Below are 22,939 nucleotides of genomic sequence, written 5' to 3' on the forward strand. Positions count from 1 at the left end.
CCGACGGCCGCATCGTCGACGAACTGCGCGAGCCCACCGCCGACGCCGTCCTGGACCGCATGAAGCGTTTCGACGCCAAGGGCCGCACGAGCTGATCACCGCCGGATCCGACGACCTCCAGGACTGACGCCGAAACCATGTTCCGTACCGCCCTGCGCAACCTCCTCGCGCACAAGACCCGGCTGATGATGACCGCCCTCGCGGTCCTCCTCGGCACCGCCTTCGTCTCCGGCACCCTGATCTTCAGCGACTCCGTCGGCAGCGCCTTCCGCAACAAGATGGCCAAGAGCCTCGACGACGTGGCCGTCTCCGTGACCGCCGGCGGCGGGCGGCCCAGCACCGACCCCAGTGACCAGCAGGTCCTCGACACCCGTACGGTCGAGAAGGTCCGCGCCCTGCCCGGCGTGGCCTCCGTGCGCCCGTCCGTCGAGGGCGTCGCCATGATCGCCGACAAGCACAACAACCCCACCGGCGGCGACTGGGGCAGCGCCGGCGTCAACTACCTCCCCGGCAAGGACGGCAAGGACGGCCGCTACCCGCTCGTCAAGGGACGGGGGCCCGCCGCCGAGGGCGAGATCGCCCTGGACGAGAAGACGGCGGAGAAGACCGGCACCAAGCTCGGCGGCACCGTACGGATGGCCGTCGACGGTCCCGTCATGACCAAGAAGCTGGTCGGCATCGTCCGTACCGACAACCCGCGCGTGAGTGCCGGCGGCAGCCTCGCGCTGTTCGACACCGCGACCGCGCAGAAGCTCTTCGGCAAGCCCGGCGAGTTCAGCGAACTCGTGGTCACCGCGACGCCCGGCACCGACCAGGACAAGCTGACCGCCGAGGTCCGCAGGGCCCTGCCCGGGAGCTTCGACGCGCAGAGCGGACGGAAGCTGGCGGCCGACCAGTCCAAGATGATCGACGAGCAGACCAGCTCGATCCGCACCACCTTCCTGGTCTTCGCCGGCATCTCCCTCTTCGTCGGCGTCTTCATCATCGCCAACACCTTCACCATGCTGATCGCCCAGCGCAGCCGGGAGATCGCCCTGCTGCGGGCCGTGGGCGCCTCCCGCCGCCAGGTGGTGCGCTCGGTGATGATCGAGGCGGGGCTCCTGGGCCTGATCGCCTCCGTCCTGGGCCTGGGGCTGGGCCTCGGCGTGGCCGTCCTCCTGCCCGCACTGCTCAACGCCACCGGGGCGAACCTGCCCGACGGCGCGCTCGTGATCGAGCCGACGGCCGTGCTGAGCACCCTCGCGGTCGGCGTCGTGGTGACCGTACTGGCCGCGTGGCTGCCCTCCCGCAAGGCCGCGAGGATCGCCCCGGTCGAGGCGCTGGCCTCCGTGGACCAGGCACCCGCGCCGCGCGGCCTCATCGTGCGCAACTCCATCGGCGGCGTGCTCGCCGCGCTGGGCGTCGGCCTCATGCTGTACACGACCACCTTCCGCGACCGCGAGGGCCTGGTCCCGGCCATGGCCGGCTCGGCCCTCGTCCTGACGGGCGCCATCGTGCTGGCCCCGCTGCTCTCCCGCCCGTTCATGAAGCTCTTCGGACGGCTCGCCGTCCGTGTCTCGGGCGTCAGCGGCAAGCTCGCCCGGGAGAACGCCCTGCGCAACCCGCGCCGCACGGCCGCCACCGCCTCCGCGCTGATGATCGGCCTCACCCTGATCACGGGCCTGACCGTGGGCGCGGTCTCGGCGAATGAGGGCATGGGCAAGATGGGCAAGCAGGACCTGACCGCCGACTACCAGGTCAAGTCCTCCAGCTACGGCGGGCTCGCCCCCGAGGTCGGCAGGAAGCTCGCCGGGCAGTCCGGCGTCGCCGCCGCCGTCCCCCTGCGGTCGACCGGCTTCCAGTCGGACGGGCACCCCGCCCTGGCCGTCGGCACCGACCTGTCGTCGCTCGGCAAGGTGACCCGGCTGCGCGTCACCGGCGGCTCGCTCGCCGACGTGCGCGACACCGGCGCCGTCGCCGTGTCCGAGGGGTACGCGAAGCAGCGGAACCTCAAGCTCGGCTCCACGCTGCCCATGGAGTTCTACGACGGCAAGCGGGCCAGGCCCCAGGTCGTCGCCGTCCTCGCCGACAACGACGTGCTCGGCGACGTGCTCACCGCCCCCGCCCTCGTGGACCCGCACATGACCAAGGTGCGCGACGACCAGGTGCTGGTGAAGGCCGCCCCCGGCGCGGCCGGCGGCCTGCGCGAGAAGATCAAGGACGCGTTCGGCGGGAACCCGCTCATCAAGGTGGAGACCCCCGAGGACCTGCGCCGCGCCGAGTCCGGGAACATCGACCCGATCCTCAACCTGGCCTACGGCCTGCTGGGCATGGCCGTCGTCATCGCCGTCGTCGGCGTCGTCAATACCCTCGCCATGTCGGTCTTCGAGCGGACCCGGGAGATCGGGATGCTGCGGGCGATCGGCCTGGCCCGCCGCGAGGTCAAGCAGATGGTGCGGCTGGAGTCCGTGGCGATCGCGATGTTCGGCGCGGTCATGGGCGTCGGGGTCGGCATCTTCCTCGCCTGGTCCGGCGGCCATCTGCTGCGCTCGTCCTTCCCGCAGTACGAGATGGTCGTGCCGTGGGCGCGGATCGCGGTCTTCCTGCTGCTGGCCCTCGCGGTCGGCGTCCTGGCCGCGCTCTGGCCGGCCCGCCGGGCCGCCAGGCTCAACATGCTGGAGTCGATCGGGGCGCAGTAGCCCCCCGCGGCTCCCGGCGCCCCCACTCACCTCCAGGTAAGTGCCCACTTATTTGTGCGTACTTGGCGTGGCGCGCCCCATCGGCAAATCTGATGGAGGCGCGCCACAGCCGTTTTCGCACCGCACACCTGGAGCCTGAAGCACATGAGCACCACCCCTGCCTCCCCCGTCACCGTCCTCGGTCTCGGCGCCATGGGAACGGCCCTGGCCACCGCCTTCCTGACGAACGGTCACCCCACCACCGTGTGGAACCGCACCGCCGACAGGGCCGACCCGCTGGTCGCCCGGGGCGCCGTCCGGGCCGGTGACCCCGCCGCCGCCGTGACGGCGGGCGAGCTCATCGTCGTGTGCCTGCTCGACCACGCCTCCGTCCACGAGGTCCTGAACCCCGTCGCGGCCGGCCTCGCCGGCCGCACCCTGGTCAACCTCACCAACGGCACCCCCGCCCAGGCCCGCGAGGCGGCCGCGTGGGCCGCCGCCCACGGCATCACCTACCTCGACGGCGGCATCATGGCCGTCCCGCCGGGCATCGGCACGGAGCAGGCGTTCGTCCTCTACAGCGGTGCGCGGGAGGCCTTCGACGCGCACCGGCCGGCGCTCGAGCGCCTGGGCGCGGCCCACTTCGTCGGCACCGACGCGGGCCTGGCGGCGCTCTACGACATCGCGCTGAGCGGGATGTACGGGCTGTTCTCGGGCGTCGTCCACGCCCTGGCCCTGGTGGACACGGAGAAGGTGCCGGCGGAGCGGTTCGCGCCGATGCTGAGCGCGTGGATCGCCGCCATGGCCGGGAGCATCCCGCACTTCGCCCACGAGATCTCCACGGGCGACTACACGCAGGGGGTGGTGTCCTCCATCGGCATGCAGGCGGCCGCCTTCGGCAATCTCATCACGACGGCCGAGGAGCAGGGCGTGCGGCCCGTGCTGTTCACGGCCCTGCAGGAGCTGATGGAGCGGCGCGTGGCCGACGGGCACGGCGCGGAGAACCTCACGGGCATCGCGGAGCTGCTGCGCACGTGACCTGCGGACATGGCTGTGGGCCACCCCTCGGGGTGGCCCACAGCCATGTCGTGCGGCAGGTCCGTGCCTAGAAGACCGACTCGGCCTCGTTCATCCGGTTCTCCGGCACGCGCTTGAGCTCGGTCACCGCTTCCGCCAGCGGGACCATCTCGATGTTCGTGCCCTTCAGCGCGGTCATCTTGCCGAAGTCGCCCCGGTGGGCGGCCTCGACCGCGTGCCAGCCGAAGCGGGTGGCGAGGACGCGGTCGTACGCGGTGGGGGTGCCGCCGCGCTGGACGTGGCCGAGGATGACCGGGCGGGCCTCCTTGCCCAGGCGCTTCTCGAGCTCGACGGCGAGCTTGGTGCCGATGCCGGCGAAGCGCTCGTGGCCGAACTGGTCTATGGCGCCCTTGGCGTAGTCCATCGTCCCCTCGGCGGGGTGGGCACCCTCGGCGACGCAGATGACGGCGAACTTCTTGCCGCGGGAGAAGCGCTCCTCGACCATCTTGACGAGGTCGGCCGGGTCGAAGGGGCGCTCGGGCAGGCAGATGCCGTGGGCGCCGCCGGCCATGCCGGACTCCAGGGCGATCCAGCCGGCGTGGCGGCCCATGACCTCGACGACCATCACCCGCTGGTGGGACTCGGCGGTGGTCTTGAGGCGGTCGATGGCCTCCGTGGCGACGCCGACGGCCGTGTCGAAGCCGAAGGTGCGGTCGGTGGAGGAGATGTCGTTGTCGATCGTCTTGGGGACGCCGACGACGGGCAGGCCGGCGTCGGAGAGCATCTTGGACGCGGTGAGCGTCCCCTCGCCGCCGATCGGGATCAGCACGTCGATGCCGAGGTCGCGGGCGAGCTCCTTGGAGCTCTCGCAGGCCTCGCGCAGCCGGGCGCGCTCGAGGCGGGAGGAGCCGAGGATGGTGCCGCCGCGGGCCAGGATGCCGCTCACGGCGTCCAGGTCGAGCTTGCGGTGGCGGCCGTCGAGGAGGCCCTTGAAGCCGTCCTCGAAACCGATGACCTCGTCACCGTGGCCGACAAGCGCGCGGTGCACGACCGAGCGGATGACAGCGTTCAGGCCAGGGCAGTCGCCGCCCGCGGTGAGGACTCCGATGCGCATCGTGCTGTGTCTCCTGCTCGCTACTGGTACATGTGAGCCGGGCCGATTGTTTCATGGGCCGGCCGGTACTGCCGCACCCCCGACACCACACTGACGCGCGCCTTATCCACGGGCGCAGGTATTGTCAAGAGGGCAAGGCCACCTTAACGGGTTTATTTTCTTCCGAAGAACACTCGGCGAAGCATCAAGGAGAGCACGCGTGACGCGCAGCGTGTACGTGACCGGGACCGACCGCGGCGACGGGCGCCAGGTCATCGAGCTGGGAGTCATGGAGCTCCTCACTCGCCACGTCGACCGGGTGGGCGTCTTCCGCCCGCTCTTCCACGGCGACGGCCCCGACCGCCTCTTCGACCTGCTGCGGTCGCGCTACCGGCTGAACCAGACCGCGGAGAGCGTCGTCGGCCTGACCTACGGCGAGGCCGCCGCCCTGCAGGCCGAGCGCGGCACGGACGAGCTGGTCTCCCGGCTCGTCGAGCGCTTCCACGCGGTGGCCCGGGAGTACGAGTACGTGCTCGTCCTCGGCACCGACTTCGCCGGCACCACGCTCCCCGACGAGCTGGCCCTCAACGCACGGCTGGCGAACGAGTTCGCCGCGTCCGTCATCACGGTCGTCGGCGGCCAGGAGCAGTCGGCCGAGTCCGTGGACGCCGAGGCCCGCAACGCCTACCGCGCCTACGAGAGCCTCGGCTGCGACGTCGTCTCCCTGGTCGTCAACCGCGTCTCCCCCGCCGACCGCGAGGCGATCGCCGAGCGGCTCTCCACGACCCTGCCGGTGCCCTGCTACGCGCTGCCGGAGGACGGCTCGCTCTCCGCGCCGACCGTGCGGCAGATCGTGCAGAAGCTGGGCGCCGAGGTGCTGCTCGGCGACGACGCGGGCCTCTCGCGCGACGCGAAGGACTTCGTCTTCGGCGGCGCCATGCTGCCCGTCTTCCTGCCGGCCCTGACCGAGGGCTGCCTGGTGGTCACCCCCGGGGACCGCGTGGACCTGATCGTCGGCGCGCTGGCCGCGCACAGCGCCGGCGCCCCGCCCATCGCCGGTGTGCTGCTGACCCTGGACGAGCGGCCGGGCCCGGACATCCTGGCGCTGGCCGGCCGGCTGGCCCCCGGCACCCCGGTCGTCTCGGTGCCGGGCGGCTCCTTCCCCACCGCCGCCGAGCTGTTCGCGGTCGAGGGCAAGCTGGAGGCGTCCTCGCCGCGCAAGGCCGAGACCGCCCTGGGCCTGTTCGAGCGCCACGTGGACACCTCCGAGCTGACGAACCGCATCTCCGTGGCCCGTTCCAGCCGCGTGACCCCGATGATGTTCGAGCACGAGCTGATCGAGCGCTCCCGCTCGGCCCGCCGCCGCGTCGTCCTGCCCGAGGGCACCGAGGAGCGCGTGCTGCGCGCCGCGGACGTGCTGCTGCGCCGTGACGTGTGCGACCTGATCCTGCTGGGCGACGAGGACGCGATCCGCAAGCGCGCCGCCGAGCTGAGCATCGACCTGGGCGGCGCCCAGATCATCGACCCGCAGACCTCCCCGCTGCGCGAGCGCTTCGCCGAGCTCTACGCGAAGGTGCGCGCCCACAAGGGCATGACCGTGGAGCTCGCCCACGACGTCGTCGCCGACGTCTCCTACTTCGGCACCCTGATGGTCCAGGAGGGCCTGGCCGACGGCATGGTCTCCGGCGCGGTGCACTCCACCGCCGCCACCATCCGCCCCGCCTTCGAGATCATCAAGACGGCCCCGGGCGCCCAGATCGTCTCCTCGGTCTTCTTCATGTGCCTGGCCGACCGGGTCCTGGTCTACGGCGACTGCGCGGTCAACCCCGACCCCAACGCCGAGCAGCTCGCGGACATCGCCATCCAGTCCGCGGCGACCGCCACCCAGTTCGGCGTCGAGCCGCGGATCGCGATGCTGTCGTACTCCACCGGCACCTCCGGCTCCGGCGCGGACGTCGACAAGGTCCGCAAGGCCACCGAGCTGGTGCGCGAGCGCCGCCCCGACCTGCTGGTCGAGGGCCCGATCCAGTACGACGCCGCCGTGGACTCGGCCGTGGCGAAGACCAAGCTCCCCGGCTCCGAGGTCGCGGGCAAGGCCACCGTGCTGGTCTTCCCCGACCTCAATACCGGGAACAACACCTACAAGGCCGTGCAGCGGTCGGCCGGCGCGGTCGCGGTCGGACCGGTCCTGCAGGGTCTGCGCAAGCCCGTCAACGACCTGTCGCGCGGCGCGCTGGTGCAGGACATCGTCAACACCGTCGCCATCACCGCCATCCAGGCGCAGGGCGAGCAGCGCGGCGAGCGCACCGAGCCGTAGCACGGAGCCGGGGACGGGGCGGCGCGCCCCGTCCCCGGTCCCGTACCCCTCACAGCCCCGAGAACCCCCACACGGAAAGCCCCCATGACTGCCAACGCCACCCGCGTCCTCGTCCTCAACTCCGGCTCGTCCTCCCTCAAGTACCAGCTGCTCGACATGGCCGACGGCGCCCGGCTGGCCGTCGGGCTGGTCGAGCGCATCGGCGAGGAGACCTCGCGGCTGGCGCACACCCCGCTCGCGACGGGCGGCGCCAAGCGCGAGCGCCTGGAGCCGATGCCCGACCACGACGCCGCGCTGAAGGCCGTCGCCCGGGAGCTGACCGCCGACGGTCTGGGCCTGGACTCGCCGGAGCTGGCCGCGATCGGTCACCGCGTGGTGCACGGCGGCCAGAAGTTCACCGAGCCGACCGTGGTCACCGACGAGGTGATGGCGGAGATGGAGCGGCTGATCCCGGTCGCGCCGCTGCACAACCCGGCCAACATCACCGGCGTCCGCACCGCCCAGGCGCTGCGCCCCGACCTGCCGCAGGTCGCGGTCTTCGACACCGCCTTCCACACCACGATGCCCGAGTCGGCCGCGCGCTACGCGATCGACGTCGAGACCGCCGACGCCCACATGGTCCGCCGCTACGGCTTCCACGGCACCTCGCACGCCTACGTCTCCCGCGAGACGGCGAAGCTGCTGGGCAAGGCCCCCGAAGAGGTCAACGTCATCGTCCTGCACCTGGGCAACGGCGCCTCGGCGTCCGCGGTCAAGGGCGGCCGCTGCGTCGACACCTCCATGGGTCTGACGCCGCTGGAGGGCCTGGTGATGGGCACCCGTTCCGGTGACATCGACCCGGCGGTCATCCTTCACCTGTCCCGCAACGCCGGGATGTCCGTCGACGAGATCGACTCGCTCCTGAACAAGAAGAGCGGTCTGATCGGACTGTGCGGCGACAACGACATGCGCGAGATCCGCCGGCGCATCGACGAGGGCGACGAGCGGGCGGCGCTCGCCTTCGACATCTACGTGCACCGGCTGAAGAAGTACATCGGCGCCTACTACGCGGTGCTCGGCAAGGTCGACGCCGTGGCCTTCACGGCGGGCGTGGGCGAGAACGCCGCGCCCGTGCGCGAGGCCGCCGTGGCCGGTCTGGAGGAGCTGGGCCTGGTCGTGGACGCCGGGCTCAACGAGATCCGCTCCGACGAGGCGCGGCTGATCTCCCCCGACTCCGCGCGGGTCGCGGTGGCCGTCGTCCCGACCGACGAGGAGCTCGAGATCGCCACCCAGGCGTACGCCCTGGTCAGCGCTTGATCACCGGCCCGGCCTTGGCCTTTCCCACAGCTCGAATATTCCGCTCCGAAACAAACCGATAGGATCAGCCCCATGCGCCGTTCCAAAATCGTCTGCACCCTGGGCCCTGCCGTCGACTCCTTCGACCAGCTGAAGACGCTGATCGAGGCCGGTATGAACGTGGCCCGCTTCAACATGAGCCACGGGACCCACTCGGAGCACGAGGAGCGGTACAACCGTCTCCGCAAGGCCGTGGAGGAGACCGGCCGCGCCGTGGGCGTCCTGGCCGACCTCCAGGGCCCGAAGATCCGCCTGGAGACCTTCGCGGACGGCCCCGTCGAGCTGGTGCGCGGCGACGAGTTCGTCATCACCACCGAGGACGTCCCCGGCGACAAGACCATCTGCGGCACGACGTACAAGGGTCTGCCCGGCGACGTCGTCAAGGGCGACCAGGTCCTGATCAACGACGGCAACGTCGAGCTGCGGGTCACCGAGGTCGACGGTCCGCGCGTGAAGACGATCGTCATCGAGGGCGGTGTCATCTCCGACCACAAGGGCATCAACCTGCCCGGCGCGGCGGTGAACGTCCCGGCGCTGTCCGAGAAGGACATCGAGGACCTGAAGTTCGCGCTCGCGATGGGCTGCGACATGGTCGCCCTGTCCTTCGTCCGCGACGCCAAGGACGTCAACGACGTCCACCGCGTCATGGACGAGGTCGGCCGCCGGGTGCCGGTCATCGCCAAGGTCGAGAAGCCGCAGGCCGTCGAGAACATGCACGAGGTCGTCATGGCCTTCGACGGCGTGATGGTGGCCCGTGGCGACCTGGCGGTGGAGTACCCGCTGGAGAAGGTCCCGATGGTGCAGAAGCGCCTCATCGAGATGTGCCGCCGCAACGCCAAGCCGGTGATCGTCGCGACCCAGATGATGGAGTCGATGATCACCAACTCGCGCCCGACCCGCGCCGAGGCCTCCGACGTCGCCAACGCGATCCTGGACGGCGCGGACGCGGTCATGCTGTCGGCCGAGTCGAGCGTCGGCGCGTACCCGATCGAGACGGTCAAGACGATGTCCCGCATCGTCGAGGCCGCCGAGCAGGAGCTGCTCTCCAAGGGCCTGCAGCCGCTGGTGCCGGGCAAGAAGCCGCGCACGCAGGGCGGCTCGGTCGCCCGCGCGGCCTGCGAGATCGCGGACTTCCTGGGCGCGAAGTCGCTGGTCGCCTTCACCAAGTCCGGTGACACGGCCCGCCGCCTGTCCCGCTACCGCACGGCCCAGCCGATCCTGGCCTTCACCACGGACGCCTCGACCCGCAACCAGCTGACGCTCAGCTGGGGCGTGGAGACCTACGTCGTGCCGCACGTGGACAACACGGACGCGATGGTCGACCTGGTCGACGCCGAGCTGCTGAAGCTCCAGCGCTACAGCAAGGGCGACACCATGATCATCACGGCCGGTTCCCCGCCCGGCATCCCGGGCACCACCAACATGGTCCGGGTGCACCACCTGGGCGGCGAGACCGTCTGACCCCTTCGGGCTCCGTAGGACGCCGGGCGGGCTGGAGAAATCCAGCCCGCCCGGCGTCTTCGTATGTCCGGCCCGTGGCCGGCTCTCACGGCGGCCGTCAGCCGACGGAGTCCATGAAGCCCAGCATGCGGCGGTTGGCCTCCTCCGCGTGGTCGATCTGCGGGCCGTGGCCGGTGTTCGTCATGATCTCGGCGCGGGCGCCCGGTATCAGGCGCGGGACGCGCTCCGCCTGCCGCCCCGGGTGCAGGAGCAGGCTGCGCTTGCCGAGCAGCAGATAGAGCGGGGTGCCGATGGTGCGCAGTTCGTCCTCGGTGAGGGGCAGCGGCGCCGGGCGGCGGACGCGGTAGGCGCGGACGCCGGAGCGGATCATGGCGCGCAGCTCGGGCACGACGAGGACCGGCTGCTCCAGCCAGGCCGCCAGGCGCGGGCGCAGCGCCTTGGGCGCGCCCGTCGCGAAGAGGCTGGCGAAGATCCAGACGAAGAAGCGCAGCCCCACCTTCTCCAGTCCGCCGGGATCGAGCAGTGTGACCGAGGCGAGGCGGCCGGGCCGGCGGTGCGCCTGGTTCAGGGCGAGCCAGCCGCCGTAGGAGGAGCCGACGAGGTGGACGCGGTCCAGGCCGAGGCCGGCGAGCGTCTCGTCCAGCCACTGCGCGGCGTGCTCGGGCCGGGAGAGGGGTGCGCGCTGCACGCTGCGGCCCGGGTCGCCGGGGGTGTCGATCGCGTACACCGGGCGCTCGGTGCTCAGCGCGGCGGTGTTCGGATACCACATGGCGGAGCAGGAGCCCGCCCCGTGCACCAGGACGACCGGGGTACGGGACGCGGCTGCCGGATCCGCGGGGCCGTAGCGGTAGACGTGGGTGGTCCCGAAGGCCGTCTCCACGTCGGTCTCCGCGCGGGCGGACGGCCCCAGGGCGTAGACCGCGTCGCAGGCGGCGAAGTAGCGGTCGCGCAAGGCGTCGTTGACGTAGCGGCCGACATCGGCGCGGTTACGGGCGGGGGTCACGGTCTCGGGCACGGCGGGCCACCTCCGGAGCGTCCATTTTCGTGGTACGACCGTACCATGATGGTGATACAGGCGTACCATGAAGGCCCCCCGAGGGGGCCGGCAGCACAGGGACCGACGAATGGAGACAAGGCGATGCCCAAGCGCGTGGACCACGACGAACGACGCGCCGAGATCGCCGAGGCGCTCGTCCGGGTCGCCGGGCGGCGCGGACTGCATGCCGTGGGGATGCGGGACGTGGCCGCCGAGGCGGGAGTGTCGCTACGACTGGTGCAGTACTACTTCGAGACCAAGGAGAAGCTGCTGCTCCACGGGCTGCGGCACCTGACCGCCGGATTCACCGAGCGGGTCGCCGCCCGGGTCCGGGCCGCCGGGGACGACCCCGGGCCGCGCGCGCTGATCGAGGCGCTGCTGACGGCGTCGCTGCCGGCCGACGAGGAGAGCCGCCGCTTCCACCTCGTCCTCACCTCGTACGCCGTCCTGGCCATGACGGACGAGCAGCTCGCCGCGCAGCCCTTCCTGGACGACTCCGACGCCGCCGAGGACACCGTGGCCCGGCTGCTGCAGGAGGCGAAGGAGGCCGGGCTCACCCGCCCCGACGTGGACGCGCGCGCGGACGCGATCGGCCTGCTCGCCATGGCGGCGGGACTCGGCACCGCCGTCCTGGCCGGCCAGCGGGGCCCGGAGTCCGCCGCCGCGGCCCTGACCCACCACTTGGACCGCATCTTCCTGTCGGACGGGCTCGATTTGAGCCCGTCCGGCGATTGAGGACCCCCCACGCCCTACGGGTACGTCCCCTCCGTCAGGTACTGATGCAGGTTCGGGATCTGCAGCGTGCCCCCGAACTGCCCGGACTGACGGATCTTCACGTCCGTGAAGAAGATCGGGATCGGCAGTTTCACCCCGGGGATCAGCGGCGGCAGACTGGTCGGCGACTGCGTCGACGGCAGCACGCCCAGCAGCTTGCCCTTCAACTCCTCCGTGTACATGGTGACCTTGCCGCCGGAGACCGTGGACGTCGTCCCGGGCCCGGTGACGTGGTACTGCTTCCCCTGGTTGTTGACGATCTGATGCAGGTCCTTGATCGCCAGCGAGTCGGCGGTGAACTTCAGGACCGACTTCTGCTGCCCGTTGACCATGGTGATGCGCTTGACGCCCTCGTAGGTCAGGCCGGTCAGGGTGAGCTTGCTCGCCTCCAGGTACCAGGGCTGGTTCGGGAAGGCGCGCTTCTCGTTCTCGTCGAGGACATGCCCGGCCGGGCACGGGGGCAGCGGCTTGTCGGCGTCCGGTGACGCCGACGGGGTGGGCGAGGCCCCGGTCGTGGGCTTGGCCGAGGGCGTGCCGACGGCGGGTCCGCCGGAGGCCCCGGGAGTCGGGGTGGGCGTGCCCTTGGCCTTGGCCTTGGCCTTGCCCTCGTCCTCGGCGGGCGGCGGCGCCGCCTGCCCGGGCACGGGCTTGGGCGCGGCCTGGGTCGGCGTTCCGGACGGCGACGGGGACGCCGAAGGAACGGGCGTCGCCTTCTTGCCGCCCGTCAGGATGTCGGTCAGCTTCTCGCCCAGACCCAGCGGGTCCAACGGGTTCTTCGCCTTGGACGGCGACGGGGACGGCGACGGGCTCACCGGGGCCGGCGCCGGTTGCGTACGCGGTGCGGGCTTCGCGGACGACGAGGCGGAGGGCTCGCGACCCCGGCTCGTACCGGAGGGCGACGCGTCCGGCGACGGGGACGGCGAACTCCCCTCCGGCGCCGGCTTCCCGGCACCGTCGGCACCCTTGGCACCGTCCGCACCCTTGGTCTCGTCGCCGTCCGCCTCCGTGTCCGGCGCCGTCGCGCACTGTGCGTCGCCGAAAGGTTTCGGCGGCTGCACCGGCTTGGCCTGCGCCAGCGTCGGCGTCAGGCCCATGCCCATCAGCACCGCGCTGGGCATCGCCGCCAGGGCGATGGCCTTGCCGGCCGGCATGTGCAGCCGGGACAGCAGGGGCTTGCGCGGTGCGGCGTGGCGCGGGCCCGTTCCGGCGCGGCGCTCCTCGTCAGTCGGCACGGCGCCTCCCGTCGTTCCCCTTCACCAGGCCGGGGCCGGTGGAGGTGCCGGCGGTGTCCCCGCCGTTGTCGGCCGGCGCCTCGGCGAGCGGCTTGCCCGGCATCCAGGAGACGCCGAGTCCCCCGCCGACGAGGGCGAGCAGGAAGCCGATCAGGAAGGCGCCGAAGTTCGAGACGACCAGCGAGACCAGCGCGAGGAGGATCGCGGCGACACCCGCGAAGACCCTCGACTGCGGCTGGAACCACATGGTCAGGCCGAGGACGACCAGCAGCACGCCGATGATCAGCGAGCCGGCGCCGGCCGTCGTGGCCATCCGGATGTGCAGGTCGCCCAGGGTCATGGTCTGGTACGGGATGTACATGATCGGGGCGCCGGCCAGGATGCACAGCAGCCCGCCCCAGAACGGGCGACGGCCCCGCCAGTCCCAGAACGAACGGCGGGTGCGGCCGAAGTTGTCGATCAGCCGTGGTCGCGTGTCGGCGCTCATGGTGTACAGCTCCTCGGGACTGGCGAAATCGGTGGTACGCAAAGAAGCACGCAGAAGCACGCAGAAGCGCGAGGCGGCGCACGCACGGGACGGTACGGGCACGGGAGCCGAACTGCCGCCCCGTACCCTCCCGTTCAGCGCGTCAGTTGTTCTTGCACTCGGCGCCGCCCATGCTGACGCCCATGTGCAGGCCGGGCAGCGTGAAGGTGCCGGCCGAGGTCGCCCAGGCGCGCTGGTCGACGTCGGTGAACTCCACCTCGTCGGCCTGCTGGGCGAAGGAGCCGGGCACGTACGCGCCGCGGTTGTCCTCGCCCGGCTTGGCGGGGCCGGGGCCCTTGGTGGTGTCGCTGACCGATACGCCGATGTCGACGTTGGTGAACTTCGCGTTGGCCTTCATGTCGTCGGCGTCGATGTAGAGCTTGGTCGCCTCGACCTTGTCGGCGCCGCCACCGGCCTCCAGCTTCAGCGACACATCGCCGAAGGGCGTCGGGACGGTCACCGCCTGACAGAGCTTGGTGATCTTCGCGGAGTTCAGGCCGACGACCGCGACGGGCTTGCCGCCCTTCTTCGTCTGGTCCATCGCCCCGTACTGGACGAACCCCTTGCCCTCGAGCTTCTTCGCCGTCACCTGGAACTGCTGGCCCGACACACTGAACGACGCCGCGAGGGCGCCCTGGGCGAGGGCCACGCCGATCGCGGCCGTCGCCGCGACGCTGGGAACCATGACGACGGCGAACCGGCGCCATCTGGTCCCGCCACGAGTCTGGGACTTCACGACTTTCCTCCTTCTCGGACGTACACCTCCGGGCGGGCCGTGGGCCCGTTGCCCGGGATGGGAGAAGCGCTACGTCCTCGGGAAGGAGAGCGCCGTCGCATTCGGCGGCGCCAATCGCGCCCGATACACACCGGCGTTCACCCCCGAGCGACAACCACTGGCCACGCGTTCGCGCAACCGCCGGAACAGGCCCCGCCGTTGGGGCGGGGACCCCCCTGTCCCACTGGCCGGCGCCTGCGCACCGGCCGGCCCGGTGGGGACCCACACCCCGCGCGCGACCGGATGGCCGGGCGGCGGGGGATGGACCGGGCTGGGCCGATCGTGATGCATTCGCGGCCGGGGCACAAGAGGTTGATTACTCGCGAGTAACGGGCCGATAACCGACGGGAGACCAGTCGGCATCGAGCCCCTGCGCGAAGGTGCCGCAGCGTGTCCGGGTAGAAGCGGAGAAAGCAGAAGAACCCGGGCGTAAGCCCGGGTTCTTCTTACTGGCAGTAACAGGGTCCACGATTACCAAGATTTGGTAAAGCGCGGCGGCTGTGCCGCCTGGGACACAGGGTGAGGCGGGGCCTCGCCGGCCTCGTCAGAACAGCGCGCGCGACAGCGCGGTACGCGCCGCCGTCACCCGCGGATCGTCGGGGCCGATCACCTCGAACAGCTCCAGCAGCCGCACGCGGGCCGCGTCGCGGTCCTCGCCGGCCGTCTTGCGCACGGCGTCGATCAGACGCCCGAAGGCGTCCTGCACATGCCCGCCGACCAGGTCCAGATCGGCTGCCGCGATCTGCGCCCGGACGTCACCGGGCGCGTCCGCGGCGGCCTTGCGGACCTGCTGGGGGTCCATACCCTGCACGCGCTGCAGCAGCTCCGCCTGGGCGAGACCCGCCTTGGCCTCGACGTTGGCGGGGTCGTCGGACAGGACGTTCTGGTACGCGCGGATGGCGCCGCCCAGGTCACCGGTGTCCAGCGCCTCGTGCGCCGCGCTCAGGACGCCGTCGTGCGGGCCGGCCGGGGCCTGCGGCACGCCGGCCTCGGCCGCGCCGCCCTCCAGCGGCGGACCCACGATGCCGAAGCGCTGCTCGGACAGGCCGATGAGCTCGTCCAGGACCTGCCGGATCTGCGCCTCCGGGGCCGCGCCCTGGAAGAGCGGCAGGGCCTGCCCGGCCACCACCGCGAAGACCGCGGGGATCGACTGCACGCCGAACTGCTGGAACAGCGTCTGATTGGCCTCGACGTCGATCTTCGCGAGTACGAACCGGCCCGCGTACTCCTGGGCCAGCCGCTCCAGCAGCGGGCCGAGCTGCTTGCACGGCTCGCACCAGTCGGCCCAGAAGTCGATGACGACGGGCACCTCGGCGGAGCGCTGCAGGACTTCCTGGTCGAAACCCGCTTCACCGACGACGTCGAAGACGAGGCGGCCCGCACCGGCGGCAGGCACGCCGCCCTGGCGCGCGGCACTGGCCCGCGCCTGCTCCGCCTTCTGCTTCGCTTCGCCGGCCGCCTTCACCGCGGCGAGGTCGACCACTCCACTCATGGACATGTTCCGTGGCTGCATGGGCCTATCCTCCCCCCTCGGCGCGGTGAACCGGAAAAGTACGCCGAAGGCGTGATCTCCGTACCGTGAACCCGTAGCGGTTCGCTTCCGGCGCCGGGTCCCCACCCGGCATGCGTGGTTGTCGCTCTCAGCTCTTTCGCTACGGCTCGTAGCGTAACTGCAGACACCACACGGGGCACTGTGATCTGAGTCATACCAGAGTGCCTACCCGACGGTAAGGTCCCCTCCATGACCTCCGCTCCTCCCCCCGCGCGCCGCACGCCGCCCGGCGGCCGCACGGGCCGGCCGCGCAGCGCCGAGGCGGACCGCGCGATCCTCGGCGCGACGCGCGAGGCGCTGGTGGAGCTGGGCTGGGGCAAGCTGACGCTGGGCGACGTGGCGGCCCGGGCCGGGGTCGCTAAGACCACGCTCTACCGCCGCTGGGCGGGCAAGAACGAACTCGTCGTGGACGCCGTGGCCGCCCTCTTCGACGAGCACCTGGAACTGCCCGACCGCGGCAGCCTGCAGGCCGACATCGAGGGCGTGGTGCTGCAGTTCGCGGCCCTGCTGGAACGGCCGGAGACGAAGACGGCCCTGATGGCCGTGGTGGCGGAGTCGACACGCGACGACGCCCTGCGCGAACGCATCCGCGGGGCAATCGTGGACCGCCAGAAGCGGCTGGTCCTCCTGGGCCGCGAGCGCGCCCAGGCGCGCGGGGAACTCCCGCACGAGGACGACCCGGGCACGGCGGCCCGCACGGCGGACCTGATCTTCGACGTGATCGCCGGGGCCGTGGTGCACCGGACGCTGGTGAGCGCGGAGCCGGTGGACGCGGAGTGGGCGCGGGGGTTCACGGCCCTGATGGTGGGCGGCGTGGCGACGGTGGCCGGAAACCCAGGGAGTCAGGCGCCGGGCGCATAGCCAACGAAGTTCGCCCAGGCGGTGGCCGGTATGGAAAGGTGCGGGCCGTCCTTGCGTTTGGAGTCACGGACGTGGACGGTGCGGGGGGTGAGGGCGACTTCGACGCAGTCGCTGCCGTCACCCTGGCTGTACTTGGACTTGCACCATGCGAGTCGGTTGCTCATAGCTCCTCCGCCACCTTGGCGATGAATCGTGCGGAGTCCTCAACGTTGAGGGCCTCGGTGCGGATCATGGCATGGCTCTTCATGAGGCAGCTGATCTTCTCCGGGTCCTCGTACAACGTGCCGGTGTTCTGCCCTTCCTCATAGGCACAGTGATCGAACTCGGCCGTCTCCAGCAGCACGAACGGCCCGTTGAGCCCCGGAGTGACGCCGCGATCGGACGGCAGCACCTGGAGGGTCACGTTCCGCTGCTCGCCCGCAGTGAGCAGACGACCGAGCTGCCGTCTCATGACGCCCGGCCCGCCGACGCCAGTACACAGAGCCGCCTCATGGATCACGAAGGTGAACATCACCGTCGGCTTCTTGAGCAGTTCTTGGCGCGCCAGCCGCCCTGCGAGGCGTTCCTCGACGGTCGCTTCGTCCACCGGTGGGCAATGCCGACTCATCAGCGTTCGCGCGTACTCCTCTGTCTGGAGCAGGCCGGGGATGAGGAGGATCTGGTACGAGTGGACGGCGATGGCCTCGGCCTCCACAGCGATCAGCTCGCGTACTCGCCGGGCGAACCGCTCCGGCTGCAGGTAGTTGCGCGCAGCCAGCAACTTCCCGTTCGCCCCGCACATCTCGTCGGCCACCTCCAGCAACCGCTGGCTGGGCCGACGCCGCCCCTGCTCCATCGACTTGACGGTCTCGTACCCGTACCCGGCCTCCTGGCCGAGGGCCTCCCGGCTGACGCCGGCGTCCGTCCGCCATAGCTTCACCTGGTTCCCGCACAGCCGCCAGGCCATCGGTGGCTGAGAAGTCTCACTCGTCACGGCGCCCGCCCCTCTCCGTACCTCTGTCGGTACCAACGGAGGCTAGGGCGGACAAGCCGTGTACGAGCCGGGTTCGAATCCCCATCGCACGTGTGAGTGAACGACTCCCGCAAGCACTCTCCGTACTCTCTGCCCCTAACTAGCCGCGGATGGGCGGGGCCGCGTCGCTCCTCCCGGCTCCCCACGGGAGGAGCGACGCACGCCCAGGAAACGCCGAGAACCTCATCCAAATACGAGGGAGCCGAAATGCACTGAGTTCAGCGCACTGACACGTTGCCGAAGTGCTCACGCTGCCGCGGGGACCTACTCACAGCGTCGTCATGCCCAAGGACGACGCCTACGGTCGGCCAATTCACCTAGAGCTGTGCCACTCCTACGACTCAGACAAGCTCGCGGCCGACGCGCTGCTGCCGTTTTTCGACGGGGGCGGTGGCCGGGACGCCGCGCGCACGGCTGGGCCCAGCAGGAGTCGCCTGACTCGAACCCATGACCCGAGCGTTCAACGGAGCACCGCGCCACGGGATGCCCTCCAGGCAGCTGTCGCTCCTCTATCGCGTGGCTGGCCCTGGTGCCATGCCGAGGCCATACGGCAACCTGATCGCCGTCTCTGCTTTTCCCCGCAGCCCCGCCAGCCAGCGCAGCTGATGGTGCGTTAGCAAGGAATGACCTAAAAACGAGGAAGGACCCTCGGGTGTCGTCCATATATGACGAACTCCGAGGGCCCTCGCCTCTATGTTGCCAGGCCACCTGAAGGGATCAACCCGAGGAGGGGAGATGCCTTCCGCCTTCTGGATCAAGTCGACAAACGCATCGGCCTTAAGTCGATATTTCTTCTATTCGATTACTTCTCCGGTTGCCCGCGTTGCATCATTCAAGAGCCGTTCCACTCTGGATTTCCACTCTTCTCCGCGCCCCGCATCGATCCACAGGCCGTATACCTCGGAGTCATCCGACAGTGTCCTGGCGAGCGCTGATGCGACTAGAGGGAGGAAGTGTGCGGGGATTTCGGAAACGCTCCCTGCCAAGTCGGCCTCCTCGAGAACGTGCTCCCGGCCCAGGAAGCTCGCCAGGATGATAGCCGAAGCTGCCACAGCTGGTTCAGCCAAATCCCGGTCAAGATAATCGCCCGTTGGCACGTCGGCCGCCGAGGCCAAAGCTTCCTCAAGTGCTGCTAGAACTTCAGAACCTTCAAGATCCCTCAGTTCATCGCAGAGATCCATCGCGAAGTCGTTCTCGAATGGGCCAGTTCCTGAAGCGCTCATTCTCCTCTATCCTTACTTCCACTTGTCCATAAATTCGCGAGCTGCCTGCAAGTATTCACCTCGGCGCGGGTTCTCTAGCCGTATTGCGCGCTGGTTGGCAAGAATCGGAGTGTACCAATTCTCGACCATTTCCTCCAGGCCTCGCCGGGCTGCGCGGCTATCCGTCCTGTAGATGACTACGCCTGTGAGGCCGGGATAGGTCCTGGCGTGAGTGGAAAGGCGACTCTGCAGGTTTGTTGCCATGCCAGTGCGCTGCACCGTTCCGTCCTTTGAGACCAGCGCATAGATACCACCCTTCGCTGAAGGATCTCCGGCAGCTTTGTGTGAATCACTGAGAAGCCCAGACAGCGGGCAGCTCGAGTTATGCACCAAGACCGGAGTTGCCCCGGCCAGCACATAGTACGTGTGGAGGCCTTCTACTGTGAGATTGTAGGTCCGCGCGTGGCGGTCGTAGCCGCGATTAGCCTGAACACGGACCGTGGTTTGGTCGCTGGTGAGAAGGCTGTTGCCGGGCCTGAGTTCGCTCGCTTTGAGCCACCGGCGCTCTGAAGGGCTCCAGAACGGGTGCTCATAGGTGGCGGTGAGCTTTTTCGCGCCTCTGGGGGTGTTGATCGTCAGTTCGTTGAAATGTTTGTCGTCTTCAGTGACGATCAGGCGTGAAACTCGGCGGGGAGACGTCTGTCCTGTAAGCGGGTCGGACGCAAGTACCTTGTCGCCCTTCTTAACATCCTCGATGTTCCGCTTGGAACGGTCTCCCATGAGCACCTTGGTGCCGGCGAGGAAGCACTTGCATCCGGACTTGGAAAATCGCGACTTGCTTGCGATTTGTTCGATGCCCTCAACGACTTTCTTGCCCTTGAGGATCTTTCCTGCCGGTATGACCTGGGCTGCGGCCAAGGTGCATTTACCCAGGGCGGGGTTGTCGATGCATTCGGCGATGTCCTTCGCGCCGAGCATGTCAAGAGCAAACCCTGTGATCCCCTTGTAGCAGCGGGGGTCCAACCGGGAGCACTTCTTCTTTTCTCCGGCAGCTTGCCGCTCGACTTCCTCGCGCTTCCGTTTGTCGGCTGCCTCGCGCTCTTCGTTCTTCTGCTCCTCGGCGATCTGCTGGTCTAGTTCCGTCTGGCGCTCAATGGTGCTCAGTTCAGCGACACGGGCTTTGACCTTCGCGGAAGCGATTGTGGCAGCGTCGGCGTCCTGACCGGCTTGCAGAGCGGAGGCCTGTGCAATAGCGGATGAGGCGTATGCGTCGTCGGCTGATTCCTGTGCCCACTGCGCTGATTCGCCAGCCTGAGTTGCGTAGGATTCGGCTGCGTCAGCATCCCTTGCGGCTGATGATGCTGCAGCGGTGGCCGCATGCGCCGACTTAGCCGCGTCTGCTGCGGAAGCTTCGGCCTGCTTTGCGTACCGATTGGCCTGAGATGAGTATTCTTTCGCCCTTCCTGCCGATTCTGCGGCCTGAGTTGCGTATTTGTTTGCATCCTCGGCTGCCTTGTCGGCGGTGGCAGCGGCGACGGCTGCTTCGGCGGCATCCTTCTGTGCGGTGGCTGCGGCTACCGAGGCCTCGGCAATGAGCTGTTTGATCGAGGCGATGTGAGTGGCGGCCAGGTAGTCCTGGCGGGCCGTGGCGTACTGTCCGACCTGGATGAAGTTATGCAGGTGATCGCGAGGGGCGTGAAGGGCGACCTCGGCGGCTGCCTTGGTCTCGGGGCCCCCACTCTCCGTAAGCTGTGTGGCGCGAATGCGCTCATCGGCTTCCCGGGCGTCGTACTGGCCTTCGCTGATGAATTCGCGCAGTTTGTCGACCGAGTCGCTCAGCATCGCCTCGCTGGCGGCTTCGTTGACCTTCCGGCCTCCGTCTTCCGCGATCCGGGTGATGTGTAGGCGGTAGTCGGTGAGCGCTGCCTGGTGCTGGCCGGTGTGCAGAAACTCGCTGATTTGCTTTGGGTCGCCCTTGAGCGCTTGCTCTGCCGCCTTGCGGACATTGCTGAGGCTGCTCTCGAGCGCGATGCTCTGAACCTCTGCGCGCTCGTCTTCTTGTGCAGCTTGCTGCAGGCCGTTCCTTACATATCTGCGGACGTCGTCGTCGGAGCCGGCGAGTGCAGCCTTGGCTGCGGCTGTGCTCCAGGGGCCGCGGGTCCTCATCGCCCAGACGGCGACCTTTCGACCCTTAGCAGCCATCTCCTTGGCATCGACGCCCGGTTTGGCAGCCTCCACGGCAAGGCGGGCCGCCTCCTCGTCGAGGTCCTTCCGCTCCTTGTCTGCCCGGGCTGTGTCAGCCTTGCGCTTTTCGTCTGCCTGAGAGAGGGCCTGGGCCTGCGCGATTCTGACGTTCTTCCTGGCCTCGAGCTCTTCCTCCTCAATCGCGTTTGCAACGTCGTGCACTTTGCGTGCTGTGGCTACCGACTCGCTTGACTTGTCAGCGGCTGCCCGGGCTGCGTCGGCGTGATCCTTGGACTGTTTTGCCGCTGTAGCCGCGTCACCAGCATGCTTGGCGGCTTCCAGCGCGGCCTTCCCGGCCTCCCTCGCATGCTTAGCGGATGAGTAGGCCGCCTCTCGCGCCTCAGCCGCAGCGTCTGCAGCTCGGTTGGCAAGCGCCTGGGACCGCCGGGCCGCGCGGGCTGCTTCCTGCGCCTTGCTGCGTGCGGTTCCCGCCCACTGCCGGGCGATAGCCGACTGCGCGCTGGCTTCCCCGGCATAGCCACCGGCCTCGTCGGCAAAATTCGCCGCATCATTGGCGTTAGCGGCCGCACTAGCGGCTGCACCTGCCGCTGCGCCGGCCGCCCGGGAGGCAACCTCGACCTGCTTGGCGGCTTCGCCCGACTTCTCGGCTGCCTGTGCTGCGCTGTTCGCGTCTTCGGCTGCCTGGCGCGCGGCTGCCGCATGGCCTGCGTCGGTAGCGGCACTGCCTGCTGCGTTGCGGGCACGAGACGCAGCTTCAGCTGCGGCTGCTGCCGCGGCGGAAGCCTGCGCCGCGGCATTGGCGGCCATTCGAGCCGCGTAGTTGGCGGACTGGGCAGCGCCGATGGCCTCTTGCGCGGCCCGGGCAGCACCCGAAGCCGCCTGTGCTGCTCGTCCTGCCGCACTTGCGGCCCGGCTGGCGTCCTTGCCCGCAGCCTTGGTTTCAGCAGCTGCCCTCTTGGCCGCTTCCTTGGCAAGCTCCGATGCCTTCACAGCCCGCTCTGAGGCAGCCTTGGCCTCCTCGGTCTGACGCTTGGCAACATCGCCGGACTCTTTGGCCTGCTGGGCCAGCTGGGAGACGGTGGCGCGCTCCTGATCACGGGATCGGGCGATGTACTGACCTACGTTCAGGAACTCCCGGACGTCTTCAATGGACCCTTGCAGCGCGACCTGGGCAGCCTCTTGGGTCGCCGAGCCGCCAGAAGACATGATCCGTGTGGCCTGGATCCGGTCATCGGAGTCCCGCGCTGTGTATTGGCCTTCGTCAAGAAACTTGCGGACATCCTCAGTCGACCCTTGCAGCGCGGCCTGCGCCGCTCTTCTGACGACGGGACCACCCGTATCAAGGATCCGTGTGGCCTCAATCCTCAGGTCCGACTCATGCGGTGCCTTCCAACCGCCCTTCAGGAAGTTACGCAAGTCGTCCAGGGAACCGGTGTAGGCCGTGTAGGCGGCCGCACGTACCCTCGGTCCACCCGCGTCAGAGATCCGGGTCGCATCGATGCGGTCGTCGCTGAGCTCAGCGATGTCCTTCTCATGGTCGAGAAATTTGCGGATGTCCTCGTCGGTGCCCATGAGAGCCGCCTCGGCAGCAGCCTTGACATGGGAGCCGCCGAGTACCCACAGCTGCACCACCCGGCCCCGGTCGGTAAGCGGTAGAACCCCTGAGTCACCGCCGCCCGGGGGTGCTTCGGCGATTGCAGGTGTCGTCCCCAGCAAGCCGGTGACGAGTACAAGGGGCAGAAGCCGCAGGCTCAGCATGCGTATGCCGATCGGGCTTCTTCCCCCAGGTCTGGTCAGGAAGAGCTTATCTCTCACCACTCAGTTCTTTCTAATCCGATACCGCGTGCCGTAATTGGGCGCGGTGAGCATATCCGCCCCAGCCCG

At 69.5% G+C, this 22,939-nt stretch carries 17 protein-coding genes and 1 pseudogene; 8 read left to right on the forward strand and 10 right to left on the reverse strand.

Features of this window, described 5'->3' with window-relative positions; translation table 11 throughout:
- The 3 genes and pseudogenes from AB0G59_RS06580 to AB0G59_RS06590 form a co-directional block, all read left to right on the forward strand.
- Nucleotides 1-95 (forward strand): annotated as a pseudogene (locus AB0G59_RS06580) (ABC transporter ATP-binding protein); the annotation flags it as partial.
- 42 nt (nucleotides 96-137) lie between these two features.
- On the forward strand, nucleotides 138-2,678 hold the full coding sequence (locus AB0G59_RS06585; RefSeq protein ID WP_360908717.1) for an FtsX-like permease family protein: 2,541 nt from the start codon (nucleotides 138-140) through the stop codon (nucleotides 2,676-2,678).
- Nucleotides 2,679-2,822: 144 nt separating this feature from the next.
- On the forward strand, nucleotides 2,823-3,695 hold the full coding sequence (locus AB0G59_RS06590; RefSeq protein ID WP_360908719.1) for an NAD(P)-binding domain-containing protein: 873 nt from the start codon (nucleotides 2,823-2,825) through the stop codon (nucleotides 3,693-3,695).
- Nucleotides 3,696-3,762: 67 nt separating this feature from the next.
- Here AB0G59_RS06590 and AB0G59_RS06595 read toward each other — a convergent pair whose 3' ends face one another.
- Complete coding sequence (locus tag AB0G59_RS06595; protein WP_071964123.1) at nucleotides 3,763-4,788, reverse strand: ATP-dependent 6-phosphofructokinase; 1,026 nt, start codon at nucleotides 4,786-4,788, stop codon at nucleotides 3,763-3,765.
- Nucleotides 4,789-4,987: 199 nt separating this feature from the next.
- On the opposite strand from AB0G59_RS06595, the gene pta reads away from it, so the two are divergent.
- The 3 genes from pta (at nucleotide 4,988) to pyk (ending at nucleotide 9,880) form a co-directional block, all read left to right on the forward strand.
- Nucleotides 4,988-7,084 (forward strand): phosphate acetyltransferase, encoded by a 2,097-nt coding sequence (pta, locus tag AB0G59_RS06600; RefSeq protein WP_360908721.1) that lies wholly within the window; start codon nucleotides 4,988-4,990, stop codon nucleotides 7,082-7,084.
- Between the two features lie 84 nt (nucleotides 7,085-7,168).
- Nucleotides 7,169-8,380, forward strand: a complete 1,212-nt coding sequence (locus tag AB0G59_RS06605) for an acetate kinase (RefSeq protein WP_071964127.1) — start codon at nucleotides 7,169-7,171, stop codon at nucleotides 8,378-8,380.
- Between the two features lie 72 nt (nucleotides 8,381-8,452).
- The gene (pyk, locus tag AB0G59_RS06610; protein ID WP_360908724.1) at nucleotides 8,453-9,880 is read left to right on the forward strand and encodes a pyruvate kinase; all 1,428 of its coding nucleotides are present in this window, start codon (nucleotides 8,453-8,455) and stop codon (nucleotides 9,878-9,880) included.
- A 97-nt stretch (nucleotides 9,881-9,977) separates the two neighbouring features.
- Here pyk and AB0G59_RS06615 read toward each other — a convergent pair whose 3' ends face one another.
- Nucleotides 9,978-10,895 (reverse strand): alpha/beta fold hydrolase, encoded by a 918-nt coding sequence (locus tag AB0G59_RS06615; RefSeq protein ID WP_360908726.1) that lies wholly within the window; start codon nucleotides 10,893-10,895, stop codon nucleotides 9,978-9,980.
- 123 nt (nucleotides 10,896-11,018) lie between these two features.
- Between AB0G59_RS06615 and AB0G59_RS06620 the strand changes: the two genes are divergently transcribed.
- A complete protein-coding gene (locus AB0G59_RS06620; RefSeq protein WP_360908728.1) occupies nucleotides 11,019-11,651 on the forward strand; it encodes a TetR/AcrR family transcriptional regulator in 633 nt (210 codons plus the stop codon).
- Nucleotides 11,652-11,665: 14 nt separating this feature from the next.
- On the opposite strand, the gene AB0G59_RS06625 is transcribed toward AB0G59_RS06620, so the two are convergent.
- The 4 genes from AB0G59_RS06625 to AB0G59_RS06640 all read right to left on the reverse strand — a co-directional run bounded on the left by AB0G59_RS06625 (nucleotide 11,666) and on the right by AB0G59_RS06640 (nucleotide 15,736).
- Nucleotides 11,666-12,922, reverse strand: a complete 1,257-nt coding sequence (locus AB0G59_RS06625; protein ID WP_360908730.1) for a hypothetical protein — start codon at nucleotides 12,920-12,922, stop codon at nucleotides 11,666-11,668.
- Nucleotides 12,912-13,409 (reverse strand): DUF6114 domain-containing protein, encoded by a 498-nt coding sequence (locus tag AB0G59_RS06630; protein WP_360908732.1) that lies wholly within the window; start codon nucleotides 13,407-13,409, stop codon nucleotides 12,912-12,914. The genes AB0G59_RS06625 and AB0G59_RS06630 overlap by 11 nt, the downstream gene beginning before the upstream one ends.
- 142 nt (nucleotides 13,410-13,551) lie before the next feature.
- Nucleotides 13,552-14,184, reverse strand: a complete 633-nt coding sequence (locus AB0G59_RS06635; protein WP_360908734.1) for a DUF6230 family protein — start codon at nucleotides 14,182-14,184, stop codon at nucleotides 13,552-13,554.
- A gap of 583 nt (nucleotides 14,185-14,767) precedes the next feature.
- A complete protein-coding gene (locus AB0G59_RS06640; protein WP_360908736.1) occupies nucleotides 14,768-15,736 on the reverse strand; it encodes a tetratricopeptide repeat protein in 969 nt (322 codons plus the stop codon).
- A gap of 228 nt (nucleotides 15,737-15,964) precedes the next feature.
- On the opposite strand from AB0G59_RS06640, the gene AB0G59_RS06645 reads away from it, so the two are divergent.
- On the forward strand, nucleotides 15,965-16,636 hold the full coding sequence (locus tag AB0G59_RS06645; protein WP_360908738.1) for a TetR/AcrR family transcriptional regulator: 672 nt from the start codon (nucleotides 15,965-15,967) through the stop codon (nucleotides 16,634-16,636).
- Here the strand turns inward: AB0G59_RS06645 and AB0G59_RS06650 are convergent.
- The 4 genes from AB0G59_RS06650 to AB0G59_RS06665 form a co-directional block, all read right to left on the reverse strand.
- Complete coding sequence (locus tag AB0G59_RS06650; protein ID WP_360908740.1) at nucleotides 16,618-16,800, reverse strand: DUF397 domain-containing protein; 183 nt, start codon at nucleotides 16,798-16,800, stop codon at nucleotides 16,618-16,620. The two genes, AB0G59_RS06645 and AB0G59_RS06650, sit on opposite strands and share 19 nt — an antisense overlap.
- Nucleotides 16,797-17,582 (reverse strand): helix-turn-helix transcriptional regulator, encoded by a 786-nt coding sequence (locus tag AB0G59_RS06655; protein WP_360908743.1) that lies wholly within the window; start codon nucleotides 17,580-17,582, stop codon nucleotides 16,797-16,799. The genes AB0G59_RS06650 and AB0G59_RS06655 overlap by 4 nt, the downstream gene beginning before the upstream one ends.
- A gap of 860 nt (nucleotides 17,583-18,442) precedes the next feature.
- Nucleotides 18,443-18,871 carry a DUF4259 domain-containing protein gene (locus AB0G59_RS06660; protein ID WP_360908745.1) on the reverse strand — a complete coding sequence of 143 codons (429 nt, stop codon included), beginning with the start codon at nucleotides 18,869-18,871 and terminating at the stop codon, nucleotides 18,443-18,445.
- A 12-nt stretch (nucleotides 18,872-18,883) separates the two neighbouring features.
- A complete protein-coding gene (locus AB0G59_RS06665; RefSeq protein ID WP_360908747.1) occupies nucleotides 18,884-22,813 on the reverse strand; it encodes a polymorphic toxin-type HINT domain-containing protein in 3,930 nt (1,309 codons plus the stop codon).
- Nucleotides 22,814-22,939: the final 126 nt, after the last annotated feature.

Source organism: Streptomyces sp. NPDC021096 (assembly GCF_040641275.1).
Taxonomy (GTDB): domain Bacteria; phylum Actinomycetota; class Actinomycetes; order Streptomycetales; family Streptomycetaceae; genus Streptomyces.